This window comes from Solimonas soli DSM 21787, from assembly GCF_000474945.1.
GTDB classification, from domain to species: Bacteria; Pseudomonadota; Gammaproteobacteria; order Nevskiales; family Nevskiaceae; genus Solimonas; species Solimonas soli.
Window position 1 is genome coordinate 162333 of record NZ_AXDW01000004.1, and the last position, 17031, is coordinate 179363.

Annotated in this window: 15 protein-coding genes and 1 pseudogene; 5 read left to right on the top strand and 11 right to left on the bottom strand. The window is 68.3% G+C overall.

Translation table 11 applies throughout. The annotated features are described in order from the left end of the window. The first annotated feature begins 55 nt into the window (after nucleotides 1-55). Both K344_RS0103410 and dnaJ read left to right on the top strand, forming a co-directional pair. Nucleotides 56-631 (top strand): TMEM175 family protein, encoded by a 576-nt coding sequence (locus tag K344_RS0103410; RefSeq protein WP_028079497.1) that lies wholly within the window; start codon nucleotides 56-58, stop codon nucleotides 629-631. Nucleotides 632-654: 23 nt separating this feature from the next. Beyond that, nucleotides 655-1782 carry a molecular chaperone DnaJ gene (gene dnaJ, locus K344_RS0103415; protein ID WP_028079498.1) on the top strand — a complete coding sequence of 376 codons (1128 nt, stop codon included), beginning with the start codon at nucleotides 655-657 and terminating at the stop codon, nucleotides 1780-1782. Between the two features lie 106 nt (nucleotides 1783-1888). Here dnaJ and K344_RS0103420 read toward each other — a convergent pair whose 3' ends face one another. Then, nucleotides 1889-2656: a ParA family protein gene (locus K344_RS0103420; RefSeq protein WP_028079499.1), complete on the bottom strand. Its 768-nt coding sequence runs from the start codon at nucleotides 2654-2656 to the stop codon at nucleotides 1889-1891. A 167-nt stretch (nucleotides 2657-2823) separates the two neighbouring features. On the opposite strand from K344_RS0103420, the gene K344_RS0103425 reads away from it, so the two are divergent. After that, nucleotides 2824-3597 carry an SDR family oxidoreductase gene (locus K344_RS0103425; protein ID WP_028079500.1) on the top strand — a complete coding sequence of 258 codons (774 nt, stop codon included), beginning with the start codon at nucleotides 2824-2826 and terminating at the stop codon, nucleotides 3595-3597. A gap of 9 nt (nucleotides 3598-3606) precedes the next feature. Here K344_RS0103425 and K344_RS0103430 read toward each other — a convergent pair whose 3' ends face one another. Next, complete coding sequence (locus K344_RS0103430) at nucleotides 3607-3909, bottom strand: hypothetical protein (protein WP_028079501.1); 303 nt, start codon at nucleotides 3907-3909, stop codon at nucleotides 3607-3609. A 327-nt stretch (nucleotides 3910-4236) separates the two neighbouring features. Here K344_RS0103430 and K344_RS0103435 point away from each other — a divergent pair, with 327 nt between their 5' ends. Further along, nucleotides 4237-5157 carry a CE1 family esterase gene (locus K344_RS0103435; RefSeq protein WP_028079502.1) on the top strand — a complete coding sequence of 307 codons (921 nt, stop codon included), beginning with the start codon at nucleotides 4237-4239 and terminating at the stop codon, nucleotides 5155-5157. Beyond that, nucleotides 5154-6341, top strand: a complete 1188-nt coding sequence (locus tag K344_RS0103440) for a hypothetical protein (RefSeq protein WP_157622735.1) — start codon at nucleotides 5154-5156, stop codon at nucleotides 6339-6341. Before K344_RS0103435 ends, K344_RS0103440 begins: the two co-directional genes overlap by 4 nt. Here the strand turns inward: K344_RS0103440 and K344_RS24890 are convergent. From K344_RS24890 to gspL, 9 genes and pseudogenes are all read right to left on the bottom strand, one after another. Further along, a pseudogene (locus K344_RS24890) lies at nucleotides 6314-6927 on the bottom strand (HPP family protein). The gene K344_RS0103440 and the pseudogene K344_RS24890 overlap by 28 nt on opposite strands. Before the next feature lie 73 nt (nucleotides 6928-7000). After that, nucleotides 7001-9667, bottom strand: coding sequence for an aconitate hydratase AcnA (gene acnA / locus K344_RS0103450; protein WP_028079504.1), 2667 nt, complete (start codon nucleotides 9665-9667; stop codon nucleotides 7001-7003). Between the two features lie 238 nt (nucleotides 9668-9905). Further along, the gene (gene acnB / locus K344_RS0103455; protein WP_028079505.1) at nucleotides 9906-12500 is read right to left on the bottom strand and encodes a bifunctional aconitate hydratase 2/2-methylisocitrate dehydratase; all 2595 of its coding nucleotides are present in this window, start codon (nucleotides 12498-12500) and stop codon (nucleotides 9906-9908) included. Between the two features lie 147 nt (nucleotides 12501-12647). Beyond that, a complete protein-coding gene (locus tag K344_RS0103460) occupies nucleotides 12648-12926 on the bottom strand; it encodes an MFS transporter (protein WP_281169422.1) in 279 nt (92 codons plus the stop codon). A gap of 61 nt (nucleotides 12927-12987) precedes the next feature. Then, complete coding sequence (mnmA, locus tag K344_RS0103465) at nucleotides 12988-14076, bottom strand: tRNA 2-thiouridine(34) synthase MnmA (protein WP_028079507.1); 1089 nt, start codon at nucleotides 14074-14076, stop codon at nucleotides 12988-12990. A gap of 16 nt (nucleotides 14077-14092) precedes the next feature. Further along, nucleotides 14093-14563, bottom strand: a complete 471-nt coding sequence (locus K344_RS0103470; protein WP_028079508.1) for an NUDIX hydrolase — start codon at nucleotides 14561-14563, stop codon at nucleotides 14093-14095. Further along, nucleotides 14557-15318 carry a type II secretion system protein N gene (locus tag K344_RS0103475; RefSeq protein ID WP_028079509.1) on the bottom strand — a complete coding sequence of 254 codons (762 nt, stop codon included), beginning with the start codon at nucleotides 15316-15318 and terminating at the stop codon, nucleotides 14557-14559. Before K344_RS0103475 ends, K344_RS0103470 begins: the two co-directional genes overlap by 7 nt. Beyond that, a complete protein-coding gene (locus tag K344_RS0103480) occupies nucleotides 15318-15827 on the bottom strand; it encodes a type II secretion system protein M (RefSeq protein ID WP_028079510.1) in 510 nt (169 codons plus the stop codon). Before K344_RS0103480 ends, K344_RS0103475 begins: the two co-directional genes overlap by 1 nt. Further along, on the bottom strand, nucleotides 15824-17029 hold the full coding sequence (gene gspL, locus K344_RS0103485) for a type II secretion system protein GspL (protein ID WP_028079511.1): 1206 nt from the start codon (nucleotides 17027-17029) through the stop codon (nucleotides 15824-15826). The genes K344_RS0103480 and gspL overlap by 4 nt, the downstream gene beginning before the upstream one ends. Nucleotides 17030-17031: the final 2 nt, after the last annotated feature.

Below are 17031 nucleotides of genomic sequence, written 5' to 3' on the forward strand. Positions count from 1 at the left end.
TTCACCGAGAGCGCCCGGCAATCCCGGGCGCTCGTCGTTATGGGGGCATGACGAAGTGGGCAAGGGCAGGCTGGAGGCATTCAGCGACGGCGTGATCGCGATCATCATCACGATCATGGTCCTCGAACTGAAAGTGCCGCACGAACCGACGTTCGCGGCGCTCGGCGAACTGTGGCCGACGTTTCTCAGCTACGTGCTGAGCTTCATCTACGTCGGCATCTACTGGAACAACCATCACCATCTGCTGCACGCGGTCGGCTCGGTCGGCGGCGGCGTGATGTGGGCGAACCTGCATTTCCTGTTCTGGCTGTCGCTGTTCCCGTTCACCACCGCCTGGATGGGCGAGAACCATTTCGACAGCCTGCCGACGGCGCTGTACGGTGCCGTGCTGTTGGCAGCGGCGGTGTCGTACTTCATGCTGCAGTTCGCCATCGTCCGGCACGATGGCTCGCGGTCGCGCCTGAAGGAAGCCCTCGGCCGCGATCTCAAGGGCAAGATCTCGCCGCTGCTCTACCTGTCGGCGATCGCGCTGTCGTTCTGGCAGCGCTGGCTGGCCGACCTGATCTATGTCGCCGTGGCATTGATGTGGCTGGTCCCCGATCGGCGGATCGAGTCGAAACTGAAGGATTGACGAGCGCCAGTGAGTGAACGCCTGTGAGCAAGCGTGACTATTACGAAGTGCTGATGGTCGAAAAGACCGTCGACGAAGATGGACTGAAGAAGGCCTATCGCAAGCTGGCGATGAAGTATCACCCGGACCGCAATCCGGGCGACAAGGCCGCCGAGGAGCACTTCAAGGAAGTCAGCGAGGCCTATGAGGTTCTCAGCGACGACAAGAAGCGCGCCATCTACGACCAGTACGGCCACGAAGGCCTGAGCCGCGGCGCCGGTGGCGCCGGCTTCGGTGGCGCAGGCGGTTTCGCCGACATCTTCGGCGACGTGTTCGCCGACATCTTCGGCGGTGGCGGCGGCGGGCGCGGCGGTCCGCGGCGCGGCGCCGACCTGCGCTACATGATGGAGCTGACGCTCGAGCAGGCCGTGTTCGGCGCCACCGAGAGCATTCGCATTCCGAGCTGGCAGGAATGCGAAACCTGTCATGGCCACGGCACCGCCGACGGCAGGAAGCCCCCGACCTGTTCCACCTGCCGCGGCACCGGCCAGGTGCGCGTGCAGCAGGGCTTCTTCGTGCTGCAGCAGACCTGTCCGAACTGCCGCGGCCTCGGCACCGCCGTCAGCGATCCGTGCAAGAGCTGCCGCGGCGCCGGCAAGCTGCGTCGCGAGAAGACGCTCGAGGTGAAGATTCCGGCCGGTGTCGATATCGGCGATCGCATCCGCCTGTCCGGCGAAGGCGAGCCCGGCGACGCCGGCGCGCCGAACGGCGATCTCTACGTGCAGATCAACGTCAAGCCGCACGAGATCTTCGAGCGCGACGGCAACGATCTGCACTGTTCGGTGCCGATCTCGGTCGTCACCGCCGCGCTCGGCGGCACGATCGAAGTGCCGACGCTGGAAGGCAAGATCGAAGTCGACGTGCCGGAGGGCTCGCAGAGCGGCAAGCAGTTCCGCCTGCGCGGGCGCGGCGTGCGTTCGGTGCGCACCTCGGGGCCGGGCGACCTCTACTGCACGGTGTTCGTGGAGACGCCGGTGCGGTTGACCAAGCAGCAGAAGGAACTGCTGCGCCAGTTCGGCGAGACGCTCGACAAGGAAGGCAACAAGCATCATCCCGAGGCATCGAGCTGGCTCGGCAAGGCGAAGCGCTTCTTCGACGACCTGACGACGTAAGAAAAAAGAAAAGCGGAAGCACGGACTTCACAGATTGAAGAAGAAGCTCTTGCCTTTTCCGTGCCATCCGTGAAATCTGTGGTCAAACGCTTCTTCTGAAAAACCCTCAGCCGGCGTGCAGCGCTTCGTACAGCGCCATGTATTCCTGAGTGACGCGGTGGCTGCGGTCAAGGTAGATCATCGGCTTGTGCTGCTCGTGCGATTCCTTGACGCGCACCGAGCTCGACAGCGTCTGTTCGAGCACCGGCTTGCCCTCGGCGCGCAGCTCGTCGATCAGCCGCGTCGGCAGCTTCGAGCGCGCCGAGAACTGATTGGCGACGATGCCTTCGATGCGCAGCTCGTCGTTGTGGTCGGCGCGCAGCTCCTCGATGTTGGCGAGCAAGGTGTACAGCGCCTGGCGCGCGAATTCGTCGCAGTCGAACGGAATCAGCACGCTGTCGGCGGCGATCAGGGCCGAGCGCGCGTAGAAGTTCAGGGCCGGCGGCGTGTCGATGAACACCGCGTCGTAGCCCTTCAGGCGGCGCAGGGCGTCGCGCAGCTTGTAAATCTTCTGCTTGGACTCGAGCTTGATCGACAGCTCCTCGAGGCGCGGATCGGCCGCCACCACGTCGAGATTCTCGAACGGCGAATTCGTCACGTAGGTGACGAACGGCGGCGGTGCCAGCGAGAACGACAGGGTCGATTCGAAGAAGTCGGCGATCGTGCGGTCGACGCGCGCCGCGCGCTCGCCGAGCAGGTACTGCGTGGCATTGCCCTGCGTGTCGAGATCGACGACCAGCGTGCGCAAGCCGTTGGCGGCCGCGATCGCGGCCAGGTTGCAGACGATCGTCGTCTTGCCGACGCCACCTTTCTGGTTGAATACCACGCGCTTCATGACGTCTCCACGGTTCCCGGCAATATCCGCAAATCCTCATCGTCCGTGCAAGCATCCATCGTGCCGGCCGCGCGACGATGGCAAAATGCTAGCTCATGCCTTTGCCGCGCGGACTGGCCGGCCAGCCAGCCGGGACCGCGGGCGCCGTTTCAGGATCTGCCTCCGTCATGAAGTCCCCATCGAACATTCTCGTGACCGGCGCTACCTCCGGTTTCGGTGCCGCCATCGCGCGCCGCTTCATCGCCGAGGGCCATCGCGTGATCGCCGCCGGCCGTCGCGCCGAGCGCCTGCAGGCACTGGCCGCCGAGGTCTCCGGCCTGTCCGGAGGTGGGCGCCTGCACACGGTCGTGCTCGACGTGCGCGACCCGCCGGCCGTCGAAGCGGCGATCGCGGAGCTGCCGGCCGAGTTCGCGGCGATCGACGTGCTGGTCAACAACGCCGGCCTCGCGCTCGGCCTCAAGCCGGCGCACGAGGCCGAGCTGTCGGACTGGGAGCAGATGATCGACACCAACATCAAGGGCCTGGTCTACGTGACGCGCGCGGTGACGCCCGGCATGGTCGAGCGCGGCCGCGGCCACGTGATCAACATCGGTTCGGTGGCCGGCGAATGGCCGTATCCCGGCGGCAACGTCTACGGCGGCACCAAGGCCTTCGTGCGCCAGTTCTCGCTGAATCTGCGCGCCGATTTCGTCGGCCGCGGCGTGCGCGTCAGCAACGTCGAGCCGGGCATGGCGGAAACCGAGTTCTCGCTGGTGCGCTACAGCGGCGACGCCGAGAAGGCCGCGGCGATCTACGCCGGCACCACGCCGATGACCGCCGACGACATCGCCGAAACCGTCTACTGGATCGCCTCGCGGCCGCCGCACGTCAATGTCAACACCATCTCGCTGATGCCGGAGTGCCAGGCCTTCTCGCCGTTCGCCGTCAAGCGCAAGGGCTGACGGCGCGGCTCAGGAAGCGGGTGGCCAGACCGCGCGCGCCTGCTGGCTGCGCACCCTGAGCAGATGGTTGTTGTAGTCGACGCGCGCGCAGGTTTCGCGCAGATTGGCGCGGTAGATGCGCATCTCGTCGCTCGAACCGCCGAGCGCGGCGCGCAGCTCGTAGGCGAACAGATCGCGCTCCAGCCAGACGCGGCGCGTGGCCGGTTCGGTCGCGGCGAGCACGCCGCGACAGGATGCGACCAGATCCGTGTCGGTCGCCGCCATGGCGACCTTGCCGCTCGGGCCGAGCAGGCCGATGGCCGTGCCGGCCATGCAATAAAAGAGTCTGAAGCGCAAAACGAAAAGCTCTCGGTTCTTGAAGCGGCGTCGCGCCATTGGCCTGGCGCTTGCCGTTTCGGGGAGCGGCTGCGACTTTGCAGTCCGCACGTTCCGTCAAGCAGCTTCCGTGCCGGCGCAGGAACAACGCTTTGTAGCGCAGCTTCGTGACGTCGTCGTGACCCGCGTACCGCGGCGCCGTGTGCCCTGCGCGCGGCGGCCGAGGCTGCCGTCCAACCTACAAGCATGCGGGTGAACGCCTGACGGGTGCGAGCCCGGCGCTTGCTTATCCTGCGGCAGAGCGGACCGTATGGAGGAGAGAACATGCGATCGACGACGGCCCTGCGCCTGCTGCTCGGCGCCGCGCTGCTGGCCATGACGCAGCTCGCCGCGGCCGCGGTGACGCCCGACGAGAACGTCGTCGTCTTCCGCAAGACGATTCTCGACCAGGGCGTGAGCCGGAGCATCGTCTATCTGCGTCCACGCGAGGCGCCGTCGACACCGCCGCCGGCGTTCTTCCTGCTGCCGTACCGCAACGGCACGGCCGACGACATGGCCGATCTCGTGCGCGCCGGCCGCCTGGCGCGCGACTACGGTGCCTGGGTGATCATCCCCGAGGCCTTCACCGGCCTGTGGAACTACAAGATGCTGATCGGCCCGCTGACCACGCCGAACGATCTCGAATTCCTCGACCGCATCATCGACGATGCGGTGTCGGCCTACGGCGTCGATGCGCAGCGTCTCTACATGGGCGGCTATTCCGGCGGCGCGATGATGACGCTGCGCTACCTCTGCGAGCGGCCCGGCCGCATCGCCGCCGCGACCGTCGTCGGCGCGCAGATGATCCGCACGCTCGCGGACAGCTGCGGCACCAGCCGGCCGCCGGCGCTGACCTTCGTCAACGGCATCGAGGACCCGATCGGCCCCTACGAGGGCAATGCGACCCTGATGCCGGCCGTCGACAGCGCCGCGTTCTGGGCGCGGGCCAACGCTTGCAGCACCATCCCGCAGCGCAGCGCCTTGCCCGATCTCGTCGAGGACGGCACCACGGTGCTCGTTGATCGCTACGGCGACTGTGCGAGCGGCAAGGCCGTGCAGCTGTACACCGTCGTCGGCGGCGGTCACACCTGGCCGGGCGCCGTCGACTTCACGCCGTCGCTTGGCCTGACGACGCAGGACTTCGACGCGACCACGACGTTCATGCAGTTCCTGCTGCAGTTCTCGCGACAAGGAGCGTCGCCATGACCCGTCCCGTCATTCGCATGCTCTGGCTGTGCGCGGCGCTGCTCGGCCCGCCGCAGCTGCAGGCACAGGCACCGGGCGCCGAGTTTCGCGTCAACGTGAACACGGCCTACGACCAGCAGCGCCCGGCGGTGGCGCGCAGCGCCGGCGGCAGCTTCGTCGTCGCCTGGGACAGCACCGAGGCCGGCGGCGTCGCCGGCGATGTCTACGCGCGCCGCTACGCCGCGAGCGGCACGGCGCTCGGCGGCGAGTTCCGCGTCAACACGACGACGCGCGACCGCCAGTACGCGCCGCGCATCGCCGCCGACAGCGACGGCGGCTTCGTGGTCGCCTGGCTCAGCAACGCACAGGATCGCATCGGCCTGTCGATCTATGCGCGCCGCTACGATGCGTCCGGCACACCGCTGGGCGACGAGTTCCGGGTCGACGGCACCGGCCGCGCCACGTCGGCGCAATTCGACGTGGCCATGGCGCCGAACGGCGCCTTCGTCGTGGTCTGGGCCGACCACGACAGCATCGTCGGCGCCAGCCTGCAGACCCGCTACGTCAACGCGCAGCGCTATTCGCGCGACGGCATCGCGCAGGGCGCGCCGATCACCGTCTACAGCACGCCGCTGTTCCAGGTGCGCGTGCCGACGGTCGCCGCCGACGGCGCCGGCAACTTCGTCGTCGCCTGGTTCATCGGCGCCAACAGCATCTGGGCGCGGCGCTATGACGCCGCCGGCGCGGCGCGCGGGCTGAGCTTCCGCGTCAGCGGCGCCGGCGACGATGTCGACCGCCCGCGGATCGCGGCCAGCGCCGGCGGTGCGTTCGCGATCGCCTGGGAGACGGGCGACGAGGCGTTCACCGATACCGGCGTCTACCTGCGCGCCTACAGCGCGGCCGGCCGCGCGACGATGGCGCCGACTCGCGTCGACGGCCGCCTGCTGCGCTTTCCGCAAATCGCCTTCACCAACGACACGCAGCTGGTGGTCGCCGCCCACGGCGACGCGATCTACGCGCAGTGCTGGAGCGTCACCGGCAGCGCGCCGGGCGGTGCGTTCCGTGTCGACGCTTCGTCGACGCTGCACACGCCGCTGCTGGCGAGCGTCGCCAGCGACGGCAGCGGGCGGCTCTTGTTCGCCTGGCAGAACTTCAGCGCGGCCGAGGGCCGTGACATCTACGCGCGTCTCTTCTCGAGCTGCTGAGGTTCGTGCCGCGCGACCGGATAGCGGCGCCAGCGGAACAGCGCGTTGAATACGATGGCGACGCCGAGCAGAACGATGACATTGAGCAGCACCGGATGCAGCAAATGGCCGAACCCGAGCGCGTGCACCGAAGGGCCGCCGATCACCGCCGTCAGCGCGGTCGCGCCGCCGGGCGGATGCAGACAGCGCAGATAGGGCATCACGCCGATGGCCACGCCACCGCCGCGGCCGCGGCGAGCAGCGGATCGCCCAGCCAGCGCTGGCTGGCGACGCCGACGATGGCCGAAACGAGATGTCCGCCGAATACCGGCCAGGGTTGCGACAGCGCGCCGTGCGGCACACCGAACAGCAGGACGGCGGAGGCACCCATCGAGGCGACGATCAGCATCTGCGCGCCGGCGTCGACATCGGGCGCGAGCCACAGCACGGCGGCGATGGCGACGAAGCCGCCGAACGCCGACACGAGGCGTTCGGCGTGGCTGACCGGGCTCCGCTCGACGCCGAGCCAGTGCAGCAGCCAGGGCAGGGAATAAGAAGCTGTGTTCACGCGCTCGCCGTTGAAGTCGTGAATCGAAAAAGCGTCCATCAAAAAGAGAGGGCGCCGCTGCGCCCTCTCGCTTGCCTGTGCACCGCGGCGCCGTTGCCGCGGCGACCGCGAACTACGCCGCCATCTGGCGCAGCATGTACTGCAGCACGCCGCCGTTCTCGTAGTACTCCCACTCCTTCGGCGTATTGATGCGTACCTTGGCCTTGAACTGCACCGTCGAGCCGTCGGCCTTGCGTGCCGTCACGTCGAGCAGCAAAGCGCCATTCTTCAGGCCGTCGAAGTCGAAGACTTCCGTGCCGTCGAGGCCGAGGCTCTGCGCGTTCTGGCCATCGACGAAGTTCAGCGGCAGCACGCCCATGCCGACGAGGTTCGAGCGGTGGATACGCTCGAAGCTCTCGGAGATCACCGCCTTCACGCCGAGCAGGATCGTGCCCTTGGCCGCCCAGTCGCGCGACGATCCGGTGCCGTATTCCTTGCCGGCGAGCACGACCAGCGGCGTGCCCTCCTTCTGGTACTTCATCGCCACGTCGTAGATCGATTCGACGTCACCGGCCTTGCCATCCTTGCCGATATACTTGGAGACGCCGCCCTCGACGCCCGGCGTCATCGCGTTCTTGATGCGCGTGTTGGCGAAGGTGCCGCGCATCATGATCTCGTGATTGCCGCGCCGCGAGCCGAAGCTGTTGAAGTCGGCCTTCTTGACGCCATGCGCCTCGAGGAACTTGCCGGCCGGACCGTCCTTCTTGATGTCGCCGGCCGGCGAAATATGGTCGGTGGTGATCGAATCGCCGAGCACGGCCAGCACGCGCGCGCCGCGGATCGGCTGGATGCCCGGCGGCGTCTTGGTCATGCCGACGAAGTACGGCGGGTTCTGGATGTAGGTGGACTTCGCGTCCCAGGGATAGGTTTCCGATTTGGCGACCTTGATGCCCTGCCAGCGCTCGTCGCCGCGCAGCACGTTGGCGTAGCTGGCCTTGAACAGGTCGCTGGTCACGGCCTTGGCGACGACGGCCTGGATCTCGGCATTCGACGGCCAGATGTCCTTCAGATAGACATCCTGCCCGTCCTTGCCCTTGCCGATCGGTTCGCTGGTGAGATCGATGTCGGTCGTGCCGGCGAGCGCGTGCGCGACAACCAGCGGCGGCGAGGCAAGGTAGTTCATGCGCACGTCCTGATGGACGCGGCCTTCGAAGTTTCGATTGCCCGACAGCACCGCCGACACGCTCAGGGTGTTGTCGTTGATCGCCTTGCCGATCGGCTCGTCGAGCGGGCCGGAGTTGCCGATGCAGGTCGTGCAGCCGTAGGCCGAGACGAAGAAGCCGAGTGCTTCGAGGTCTTCGAGCAGGCCGGCCTTCTTCAGGTATTCGGTGACGGCCAGCGAGCCCGGTGCCAGCGAGGTCTTCACCCAGGGCTGCGTGCGCAGGCCGGCGGCGCGCGCCTTGCGCGCGAGCAGGCCGGCACCGATCAGCACCGACGGGTTCGAGGTGTTGGTGCACGAGGTGATCGCGGCGATCACGACGGCGCCGTCCTTCAAGTCAAACGTTTCGCCCTTGTGCGTGACCTTGGCCGGGCCTTTCGACGGGCGCAGCTTCTGCTCGCCCTCGAAGGCCTTGCGGAAGTTGGCCTTCACGTCCGACAGCAGCACGCGGTCCTGCGGGCGCTTGGGGCCGGCCATCGACGGCTTGATGCTGCCGAGGTCGAGATGCAGCACGTCCGTGTACTCGGCTTCCGGCGCATCCGGCGTCCACCACAGGCCCTGCGCCTGCGCATAGGCCTTGACCACGGCGATGTGCTCCTCGCTGCGGCCGGTCAGGCGCAGGTAGTTGAGCGTCTCCTCGTCGATCGGGAAGATGCCGCAGGTCGCGCCGTATTCCGGCGCCATGTTGCCGATGGTGTTGCGGTCCGATGCCGACAGGTTGGCGATTGCCGGGCCGAAGAATTCGACGAACTTCTCGACGACGCCGCGCTTGCGCAGCATTTCGGTGACGGTGAGCACGAGGTCCGTCGCCGTCGCGCCTTCGGCGAGCCTGCCGGTGACGCGCACGCCGATCACTTCCGGAATCAGCATCGACGAGGGCTGGCCGAGCATCGCCGCCTCCGCCTCGATGCCGCCGACGCCCCAGCCGAGCACGCCGATGCCATTGACCATCGTCGTGTGCGAGTCGGTGCCGAAGCAGGAGTCGGGATACAGCACGCCGTCGCTGTTCTCGAACACCACGCGCGCCAGGTATTCGATGTTGACCTGGTGCACGATGCCGGTATCCGGCGGCACCGCCTTGAAGTTCTTCAGCGCCTCCTGGCCCCAGCGCAGGAACTTGTAGCGCTCCTCGTTGCGCTGGAACTCGATCTTGGCGTTGAGATCGAGCGCCTCCTTGCTGCCGTAGTGATCGATCATCACCGAGTGGTCGATGACCAGTTCGACCGGGCACAGCGGATTGACCTTGGCCATGTCGCCGCCGAGGTTCTTCATCGCGTCGCGCATCGCCGCCAGGTCGACGACGCAGGGCACGCCGGTGAAGTCCTGCAGCACCACGCGCGCCGGCGTGAAATTGATGTCCTTGTTCGGCAGCTGCTTGATGTCGGCGCCGGCGAGCGCCTCGATGTCGGCCTTCGTCGTATTGACGCCGTCCTCCCAGCGCAGGAGGTTTTCGAGCAGGATCTTGTGCGAGTAGGGCATGCGCGAGAGCTTGTACGTCGGCTCCAGCGCCCTGAGATTGAAATACGTGTAGGTCTTGGACCCGACCGTCAAGCTGGCTTTACTCTTGAAACTGTCCGTCATGGCGTTTCTCGGTATGGCTGCCGTGGTGACGTCGTGGCAGCGGTGGCTGGACATGAAGGTCTCGCGAGGCGAGCTTCGGCTGCAATCATCGGCGCTATTATCGCCCACGGTGCGAAGCGGCGAAACCGAAAAGCCCGCCGGTTCGCACCGGCGGGCTTTTTCGACAATGGCGTGCGCGGGGCGGTCCGGCGCCGCGCCCGCACCGGCCCCAAGACGGTGCCGGCGCGGCAAGACAGGCTTACGCGACTTCCACCGACTTCGCCGTCTCCGCGTATTCTTCGATCTTGTCGAAGTTGAGGTACTGGTAGATCTGGTCGGCGTTCTTGTCGACGATGCCCATCTCGGCGAGATACTCCTCGCGCGTCGGCAGCCTGCCCATCTTCGAGGCGATCGCCGCGAGTTCCGCCGAGCCGAGGAACACATTGGTGTTCTTGCCGAGGCGGTTGGGGAAGTTGCGCGTCGAGGTCGAGATCGCCGTGGCGCCTTCCTTCATCTGCGCCTGATTGCCCATGCACAGCGAGCAGCCGGGCATTTCGGTGCGCGCACCGGCCGTGCCGAAGGTGTTGTAGACGCCTTCCTGGGTGAGCTTGGCGGCGTCCATCTTGGTCGGCGGGGCGACCCACAGGCGCACCGGGATGTCCTTCTTGCCTTCGAGCAGACGGCCGGCGGCGCGGAAGTGGCCGATGTTGGTCATGCACGAGCCGATGAAGGCTTCGTCGATCTTGGTGCCGGCGACTTCGGAGAGGAACTTGGCGTCGTCCGGATCGTTCGGGCAGCAGACGATCGGCTCCTTGATGTCGGCGAGGTCGATGTCGATGACCGCCGCGTACTCGGCATCCTGGTCGGCTTCGAGCAGGTTCGGCTTGGCCAGCCACTCTTCCATTTTCTTGATGCGGCGCTCCAGCGTGCGCGCATCCTTGTAGCCGTCGGCGATCATGTTCTTCATCAGCACGATGTTCGAGTTCATGTACTCGATGATCGGCGCCTGGTTGAGCTTGATCGTGCAGCCGGCGGCGGAGCGTTCGGCCGAGGCGTCGGACAGCTCGAAGGCCTGTTCGACCTTGAGATCCGGCAGGCCTTCGATTTCGAGGATGCGGCCCGAGAAGATGTTCTTCTTGCCGGCCTTGGCGACCGTCAGCAGGCCGGCCTTGATCGCGTACAGCGGGATCGCGTGCACGAGGTCGCGCAGCGTGACGCCCGGCTGCATCTTGCCCTTGAAGCGGACCAGCACCGATTCCGGCATGTCGAGCGGCATGACGCCGGTCGCGGCGCCGAAGGCGACGAGGCCCGAGCCGGCCGGGAAGGAGATGCCGATCGGGAAGCGCGTGTGCGAGTCGCCGCCGGTGCCGACCGTGTCGGGCAGCAGCAGGCGGTTGAGCCAGGAGTGGATGACGCCGTCGCCGGGGCGCAGGGCGACGCCGCCACGGTTCGAGATGAAGGCCGGCAGTTCGCGATGGGTCTTGACGTCGACCGGCTTCGGATAGGCGGCGGTGTGGCAGAACGACTGCATCACCAGGTCGGCCGAGAAGCCGAGGCAGGCGAGATCCTTCAGTTCGTCGCGCGTCATCGGGCCGGTCGTGTCCTGCGAGCCGACCGTCGTCATCTTCGGTTCGCAGTACGTGCCCGGACGGATGCCCTGGCCTTCCGGCAGGCCGCAGGCGCGGCCGACCATCTTCTGCGCGAGGGTGTAGCCCTTGCCCGAATCCTTAGGCGCCTGCGGCAGGCGGAAGGTGGTCGAGGCGGGCAGGCCGAGGAATTCGCGGGCCTTGGCGGTCAGCGAGCGACCGATGATGAGGTTGATGCGGCCGCCGGCGCGCACCTCGTCGAGCAGCACCTGGCTCTTCAGCTCGAAGTTGGCGGCGACGGCGCCGTTCTTCTCGATCTTGCCTTCGTAGGGAAAGATGTCGATGACGTCGCCCATCTCGAACTTCGAGACGTCGACTTCGATCGGCAGCGAGCCGGAGTCTTCCTGGGTGTTGAAGAAGATCGGCGCGATCTTGCCGCCGAGCGTGACGCCGCCGAAGCGCTTGTTCGGCACGAAGGGGATGTCTTCACCCGTCGCCCAGATCACGCTGTTGGTCGCCGACTTGCGCGAGGAACCCGTGCCGACCACGTCGCCGACGTAGGCGACGAGGTGGCCCTTCTTCTTGAGATCCTCGATGAACTGGATCGGACCGCGCTTGCCTTCCTCTTCCGGCTTGAAGGCGGCGTCCGGGCGCACCATCTTCAGCATCGCCAGGTAGTGCAGCGGGATGTCCGGGCGGCTCCAGGCATCCGGCGCCGGCGACAGGTCGTCGGTATTGGTCTCGCCCGGCACCTTGAACACGGTGACGGTGATCTTCTTCGCCACTTCCGGGCGGCTGGTGAACCACTCGGCGTCGGCCCAGGACTGGATCACCGCCTTGGCGTTGGCGTTGCCGGCCTTGGCCAGTTCGGCGACGTCGTGGAAGAAATCGAACATCAGCAGCGTCTTCTTCAGCGCATCGGCGGCGACGGCGCCCACTTCGGCGTCGGCGAGCAGCTCGATCAGCGGCTTGACGTTGTAACCGCCGACCATGGTGCCGAGCAGCTCGGTGGCCTTGGCGCGCGAGATCAGGCCGACCTCGAGGTCGCCGTGCGCCACGGCGGCGAGGAACGAGGCCTTGACCTTGGCCGCGTCGTCGACGCCGGGCGGCACGCGGTAGGTGAGCAGATCGACCAGAAACGCCTCTTCCCCCGCCGGCGGCTTCTTGATCAGCTCGATGACGTCGGCGGTCTGCTGCGCGGACAGCGGCAGCGGCGGAATACCGAGCGCGGCGCGCTCGGCTACGTGTTGGCGATAGGCTTGCAGCATGGTGTTTGGCGGTCCGATTGCGAAAGAACGGGGATCAATGGGCGAAGCCCGAACCCGGCGATCGGCGACCTTGCTGTCCACGGGTTGCTGCGCTCCGCGCCCGCCATTCTAGCATTGCAGGGCTTCGTCACGCGGATGGGCGTGGCGTCAGCGCCGCCGCAGGGCGCGCGCCGGCGCGGCATCGGCGGTCGCGCGCGGCCGTTCATGCGCGGTCGCGAAGCAGGCGGCGAGGCCGAGCGTCGCCAGCACGCCGATCAGCGCCGCGGCGGTGCCGTATGCGAGGGCGCCGCCGCCGAAGCGGGCGGCGAGGCTCGGCAGCGGATGGGCGACCAGCGTGCCGCCGAGGAAGGCGAACTGCATGCGCAGGCCGGTCAGCGCCCCGCGCTCGTCGCTGTCGTCGGTGAGGCCACCGACCGCGAGCCGCAGGGAATCGCCACCGCCGTATACAGCGTGCGCACCGCGACGTGCCTGAGCAGGCGCGGCCCGCTCAGGCGAGCGGCATCGTGTCCTCGATCTCGCCGCCGCCCAGGCACTCGTCGCCGTCGTAGAGCACGACGTACTGGCCGGCGACCGCGGCGCGCTGCGCGTGTTCGAAGCGCACGCGCACGCGGCCGTCGGCGAGCGCCTCGGCGCTGCAGGCCTGCAGCGGCTGGCGATGGCGGATGCGCGCGTGCAGCCGCGACGGCAACGTCGTCGGCCGCCGGATCCAGTGGAACGGCGTGGCGCTCAGCTCGCGCGTCATCAGCAGCGGATGCGCGGCGTCCTGCGAGGCGACGAGGCGATTGCGCGCCGCGTCCTTGGCGACCACGTACCACGGCGCGTCGCGCGCGCCGCGCGTGCCGCCGACGCCGAGCCCGCGGCGCTGGCCGAGCGTGTAGTACATGAGACCCTGGTGGCGGCCGATGACGCGGCCGGCGTCATCGACGATGTCGCCGGGGTTCGGCTTCAGATAGGCGGCGAGGAAATCGCGGAACTCGCGCTCGCCGATGAAGCAGATGCCGGTCGAATCCTTCTTGCGATGCACCGGCAGGCCGGCGCGCGTCGCCACGGCGCGCACCTCGGGCTTGTGCAGGCCGCCGACCGGGAACAGCACGCGTTCGAGCTGCGCGCGCGCGACGGCGGCGAGGAAGTAGGTCTGATCCTTGTTGTCGTCGACCGCGCGCAGCAGGTGCGCGCCGTCGCCGCCATGGGTGATGCGCGCGTAGTGGCCGGTGGCGATGAAGTCGGCGCCGAGGCGCAGCGCATGCTCGCGGAACGGCGCGAACTTCACCTCGCGGTTGCACAGCACGTCGGGATTCGGCGTCTTGCCGGCGGCGTAGTCTTCGATGAAGCGCGCGAACACGCGCTCGCGGTATTCGCGCGAGAAGTCGACGCGGTGCAGCGGGATGTCGAGTTCCTCGCAGACGGCGCGCGCGTCCTGGAAATCGTCGGCGGCCGTGCAGTAGCCCTGTTCGTCCTCGGTCCAGTTGACCATGAACAGGCCGGACACGCGGTAACCCTGTTCCTTGAGCAGGTACGCGCTGACCGAGGAATCGACGCCGCCGGACAGGCCGACGACCACGTGCGGCGCGCTCATCGCACGGCCTCTGCGCTCAGGGCGCGTCCCGCAGGTGCGCGATGATGTCGAGCGGCAGGCGGCGGCCGGCGAGGGCGTCGTCGATGCAGCGCAGGACCATCGGGCTGCGATGCCGTGCGCGGCTGGCGAGCAGCTCGTCGCGCGTCAGCCACAGCACGCGCTCGATGCCGTGATCGAGCGCATGTCCGGCGCGCTCGCCCAGCGCTTCGGCGATGAAGGCGACGCGCAGGAAGCCGTAGCCGAGGCCCGGCGGATCGTAGTGATAGAGGCCGAGCACGGCGGTCGGCCGCACGTCCCAGCCGGTTTCTTCGAGCGTTTCGCGGATGCCGGCCTCGATCAGCGTCTCGCCTTGCTCCCAGTGGCCGGACGGCTGGTTCAGCACGAGCTGCGGCAGGCCGGAGATGCGCTCCTCGACGATCAGATAGCGGCCGTCGCGTTCGACGACGCAGGCGACGACGACGTGCGGCGTCCAGCTGCGGCTCATGATTCGACCTTGCCCTCGCGGCGCAGATGGTAGTAGCCCTGCGGATCGGGCGCGCCGAGCGAGCGCAGCAGATTGGGCAGCAGCGGCGGCGCGTCCGCCTTCGGGCGCAGCTGCAGATGCAGCTCGTAGGAATGATCGGCCTTGGCGCGCGCGTCGCCGTTGACTTCGAGCGCGCCGCCGAGCGTATGCACGAGCGCGACGATGTCGTTGCCGTCGCGGCTGAAGGTCGCCTCGTAGTCGCCGAGCACGATCGGCTCCTTGGCCAGCGTCCAGGCCAGGCCCTCGATGCGCAGCGTGCCGGCGGCATCGCTGGGCCAGCCGCCGAGCAGCTTGAGCTGCGCCAGCTCCAGGCGCGCCTGGCCGTCGAGCGGCGCGAACGGCTGGCCGATGGCGGCGAGCAGCGGCTTCGCCGGCGCGCTGAGGGTCAGATCGTGTGCGCGCAGCGTGTTGAAGCCCTTGCTGACATGCCCGTCGAGCAGGAAAGTGCCGCGGCTGTCGAAGTCGGCACCGATGCGCGCGAGCAGCAGCTCGCCGAGGCTGAGGCGCCAGTGCAGCTTGTCGACCAGCGGCCGGCCGCCGACCAGCACGGCCGCGACGCTGCCGTCGCGCAGCGTGCCGCTGACGCCGCTGAGCTCGAAACGCGCGTCGCCGAGGCGCGGCTTGAGCCAGCCGTACAGCGTCGCGGCCGGCGCCAGCAGCACGACGCTGGCGAGGAAGACGAGCGTGCCGACCAGCACGTAAGGCGTGCGGCGCGACATCAGCGGCTCAGGGTGAAACGTGCGGTGACGGTGCCCGGTGCCGAGCCGGGTTCGATCTCCGCGCTCGACACCGTGACGGCGTAGCGCGCCTGCAGTTCGCCGAGCCAGCGCACGGTATTGTCGAAGGGCACGTTCTCGAACCAGACCTTGACGGCCTTGTCGCCGTTGCCTTCCGGCTGCACGCGCGTCGGCGGCACGCCGAGCGTGCTGCCGCGGCTGCTCTGGTCGACGACGCTGACGATCGGGGTGCCGCGGTCGACGGCGCCGCCGGCGCGGCCGCTCTGCGCGAGACTGGCGGCGGACTCGATGCGCACGGCCAGCGCGCGGGCGCTGTCGAGTTCATCGGCGCGGCGCTTGCCGGCGAGCAGCAGCGGTTCCCACAGCGCCAGGTAGAAGATGACGACGAGCAGCACGGCGCCGCCGGCGAGCACCATCAGGCGTTCGCGCGGCTGCAGCTGGTCGAGTTGGCCGCGGACGCGGGCCTGCAGTTGTTCGAGCTGGGCGTTCATGCGGCGGAGAGGCGGATGCGGATCTGCACGCCTTCGGCGCCCGAGTTCGCCGATTCGACTTCGAGCCGCGCGCCGCGCGCGCCGGCGAACCAGCTCTTGAGGCGTTCGAGCAATTCGAGATTGGCGGCGCCGAGGCCGGCGTACAGGGTATTGTCGCGATACTGCAGGTTCTGCAGGCGCAGGCCGGGCTGCGCGGCGAGCGCCTGCGCGAGCACGTCGAGCAGGCCGATGAACTGGCCGCCGCCGCTGCCGTTCTGCAGCGCGTTGAGCTGCTGCGTCAGCTGCGCGTCGAGATCGACGATGCGCGTCTCGGCCGGGAACAGCTGCTGGTAGCGCGCGACGTTGGCGGCTTCCTGCGCGCTCAGCTCGCGCTTCAGGCGCAAGGCTTCGATGCCGTGCGTGACGAGCGAGAGCACGATCGCCGCGCCGGCCAGCGTGGCCGCCGCCTTCCACGGCGCGAACCAGCGCAGGCGGTCGCGCTGCGGCGAGTAGGCGCCCTGCAGCAGATCGATGGCGTCGTCGCTGCGCAGCTGCTGCAGCAGCGCTTCGAGCGGGCTGGCGAAACCATGGCGCGGTTCGACCGGCCAGCCGAGCCGGCTGAGATCGAATTCCTCGCCGCGCGGCACGATGACGCGCACGCTGCGCCGCTTCTCGGCGTCGGCCAGTTCGAGGCACAGCGGCAGATCGTCGAGCAGGCAGACGAAGCCGCCGTCGCGCGCCGTCCGCACGATGGCCTGGCCGCCGTCGATCAGGGCGCTGAAGTGCGCATCGTCCGGGACCTGCAGGGCGAGCAGATCCGGGATCATCAGGTCGGCGTGCAGGCTGTGATCGGCGAGCAGCTCGAGCCAGATCGCCATGCGCTGCCGGGCGATGATCGCCAGCGGCCAGCGCTTGTCGGCCTGTCGCGCGCCGAGCGCGAAGTGCAGGGTGTCGACGTCGTCGGCGAGCTGCTCCTCGAGCACGAACGGCGCCGCCTGCAGGACCTTGGCCGGCTGGCGTGCCGGCACCTGCACGGAGGCGAAGCGCAGATCGGCGGACGGCACCAGCACGACGACGCGGCGCGCCGTCGCGAGCGCCGCCAGCTGCGCGAGCGGCGCGCGCTGCACGACGAAGGAGGCGACCGCATCGGCACGGGCCAGGCAGTATTCGACGGGCTCGGCGGCGTCTGCCGAGCGCAGGCGTATGTAGAGGGTTTCGCGCATGG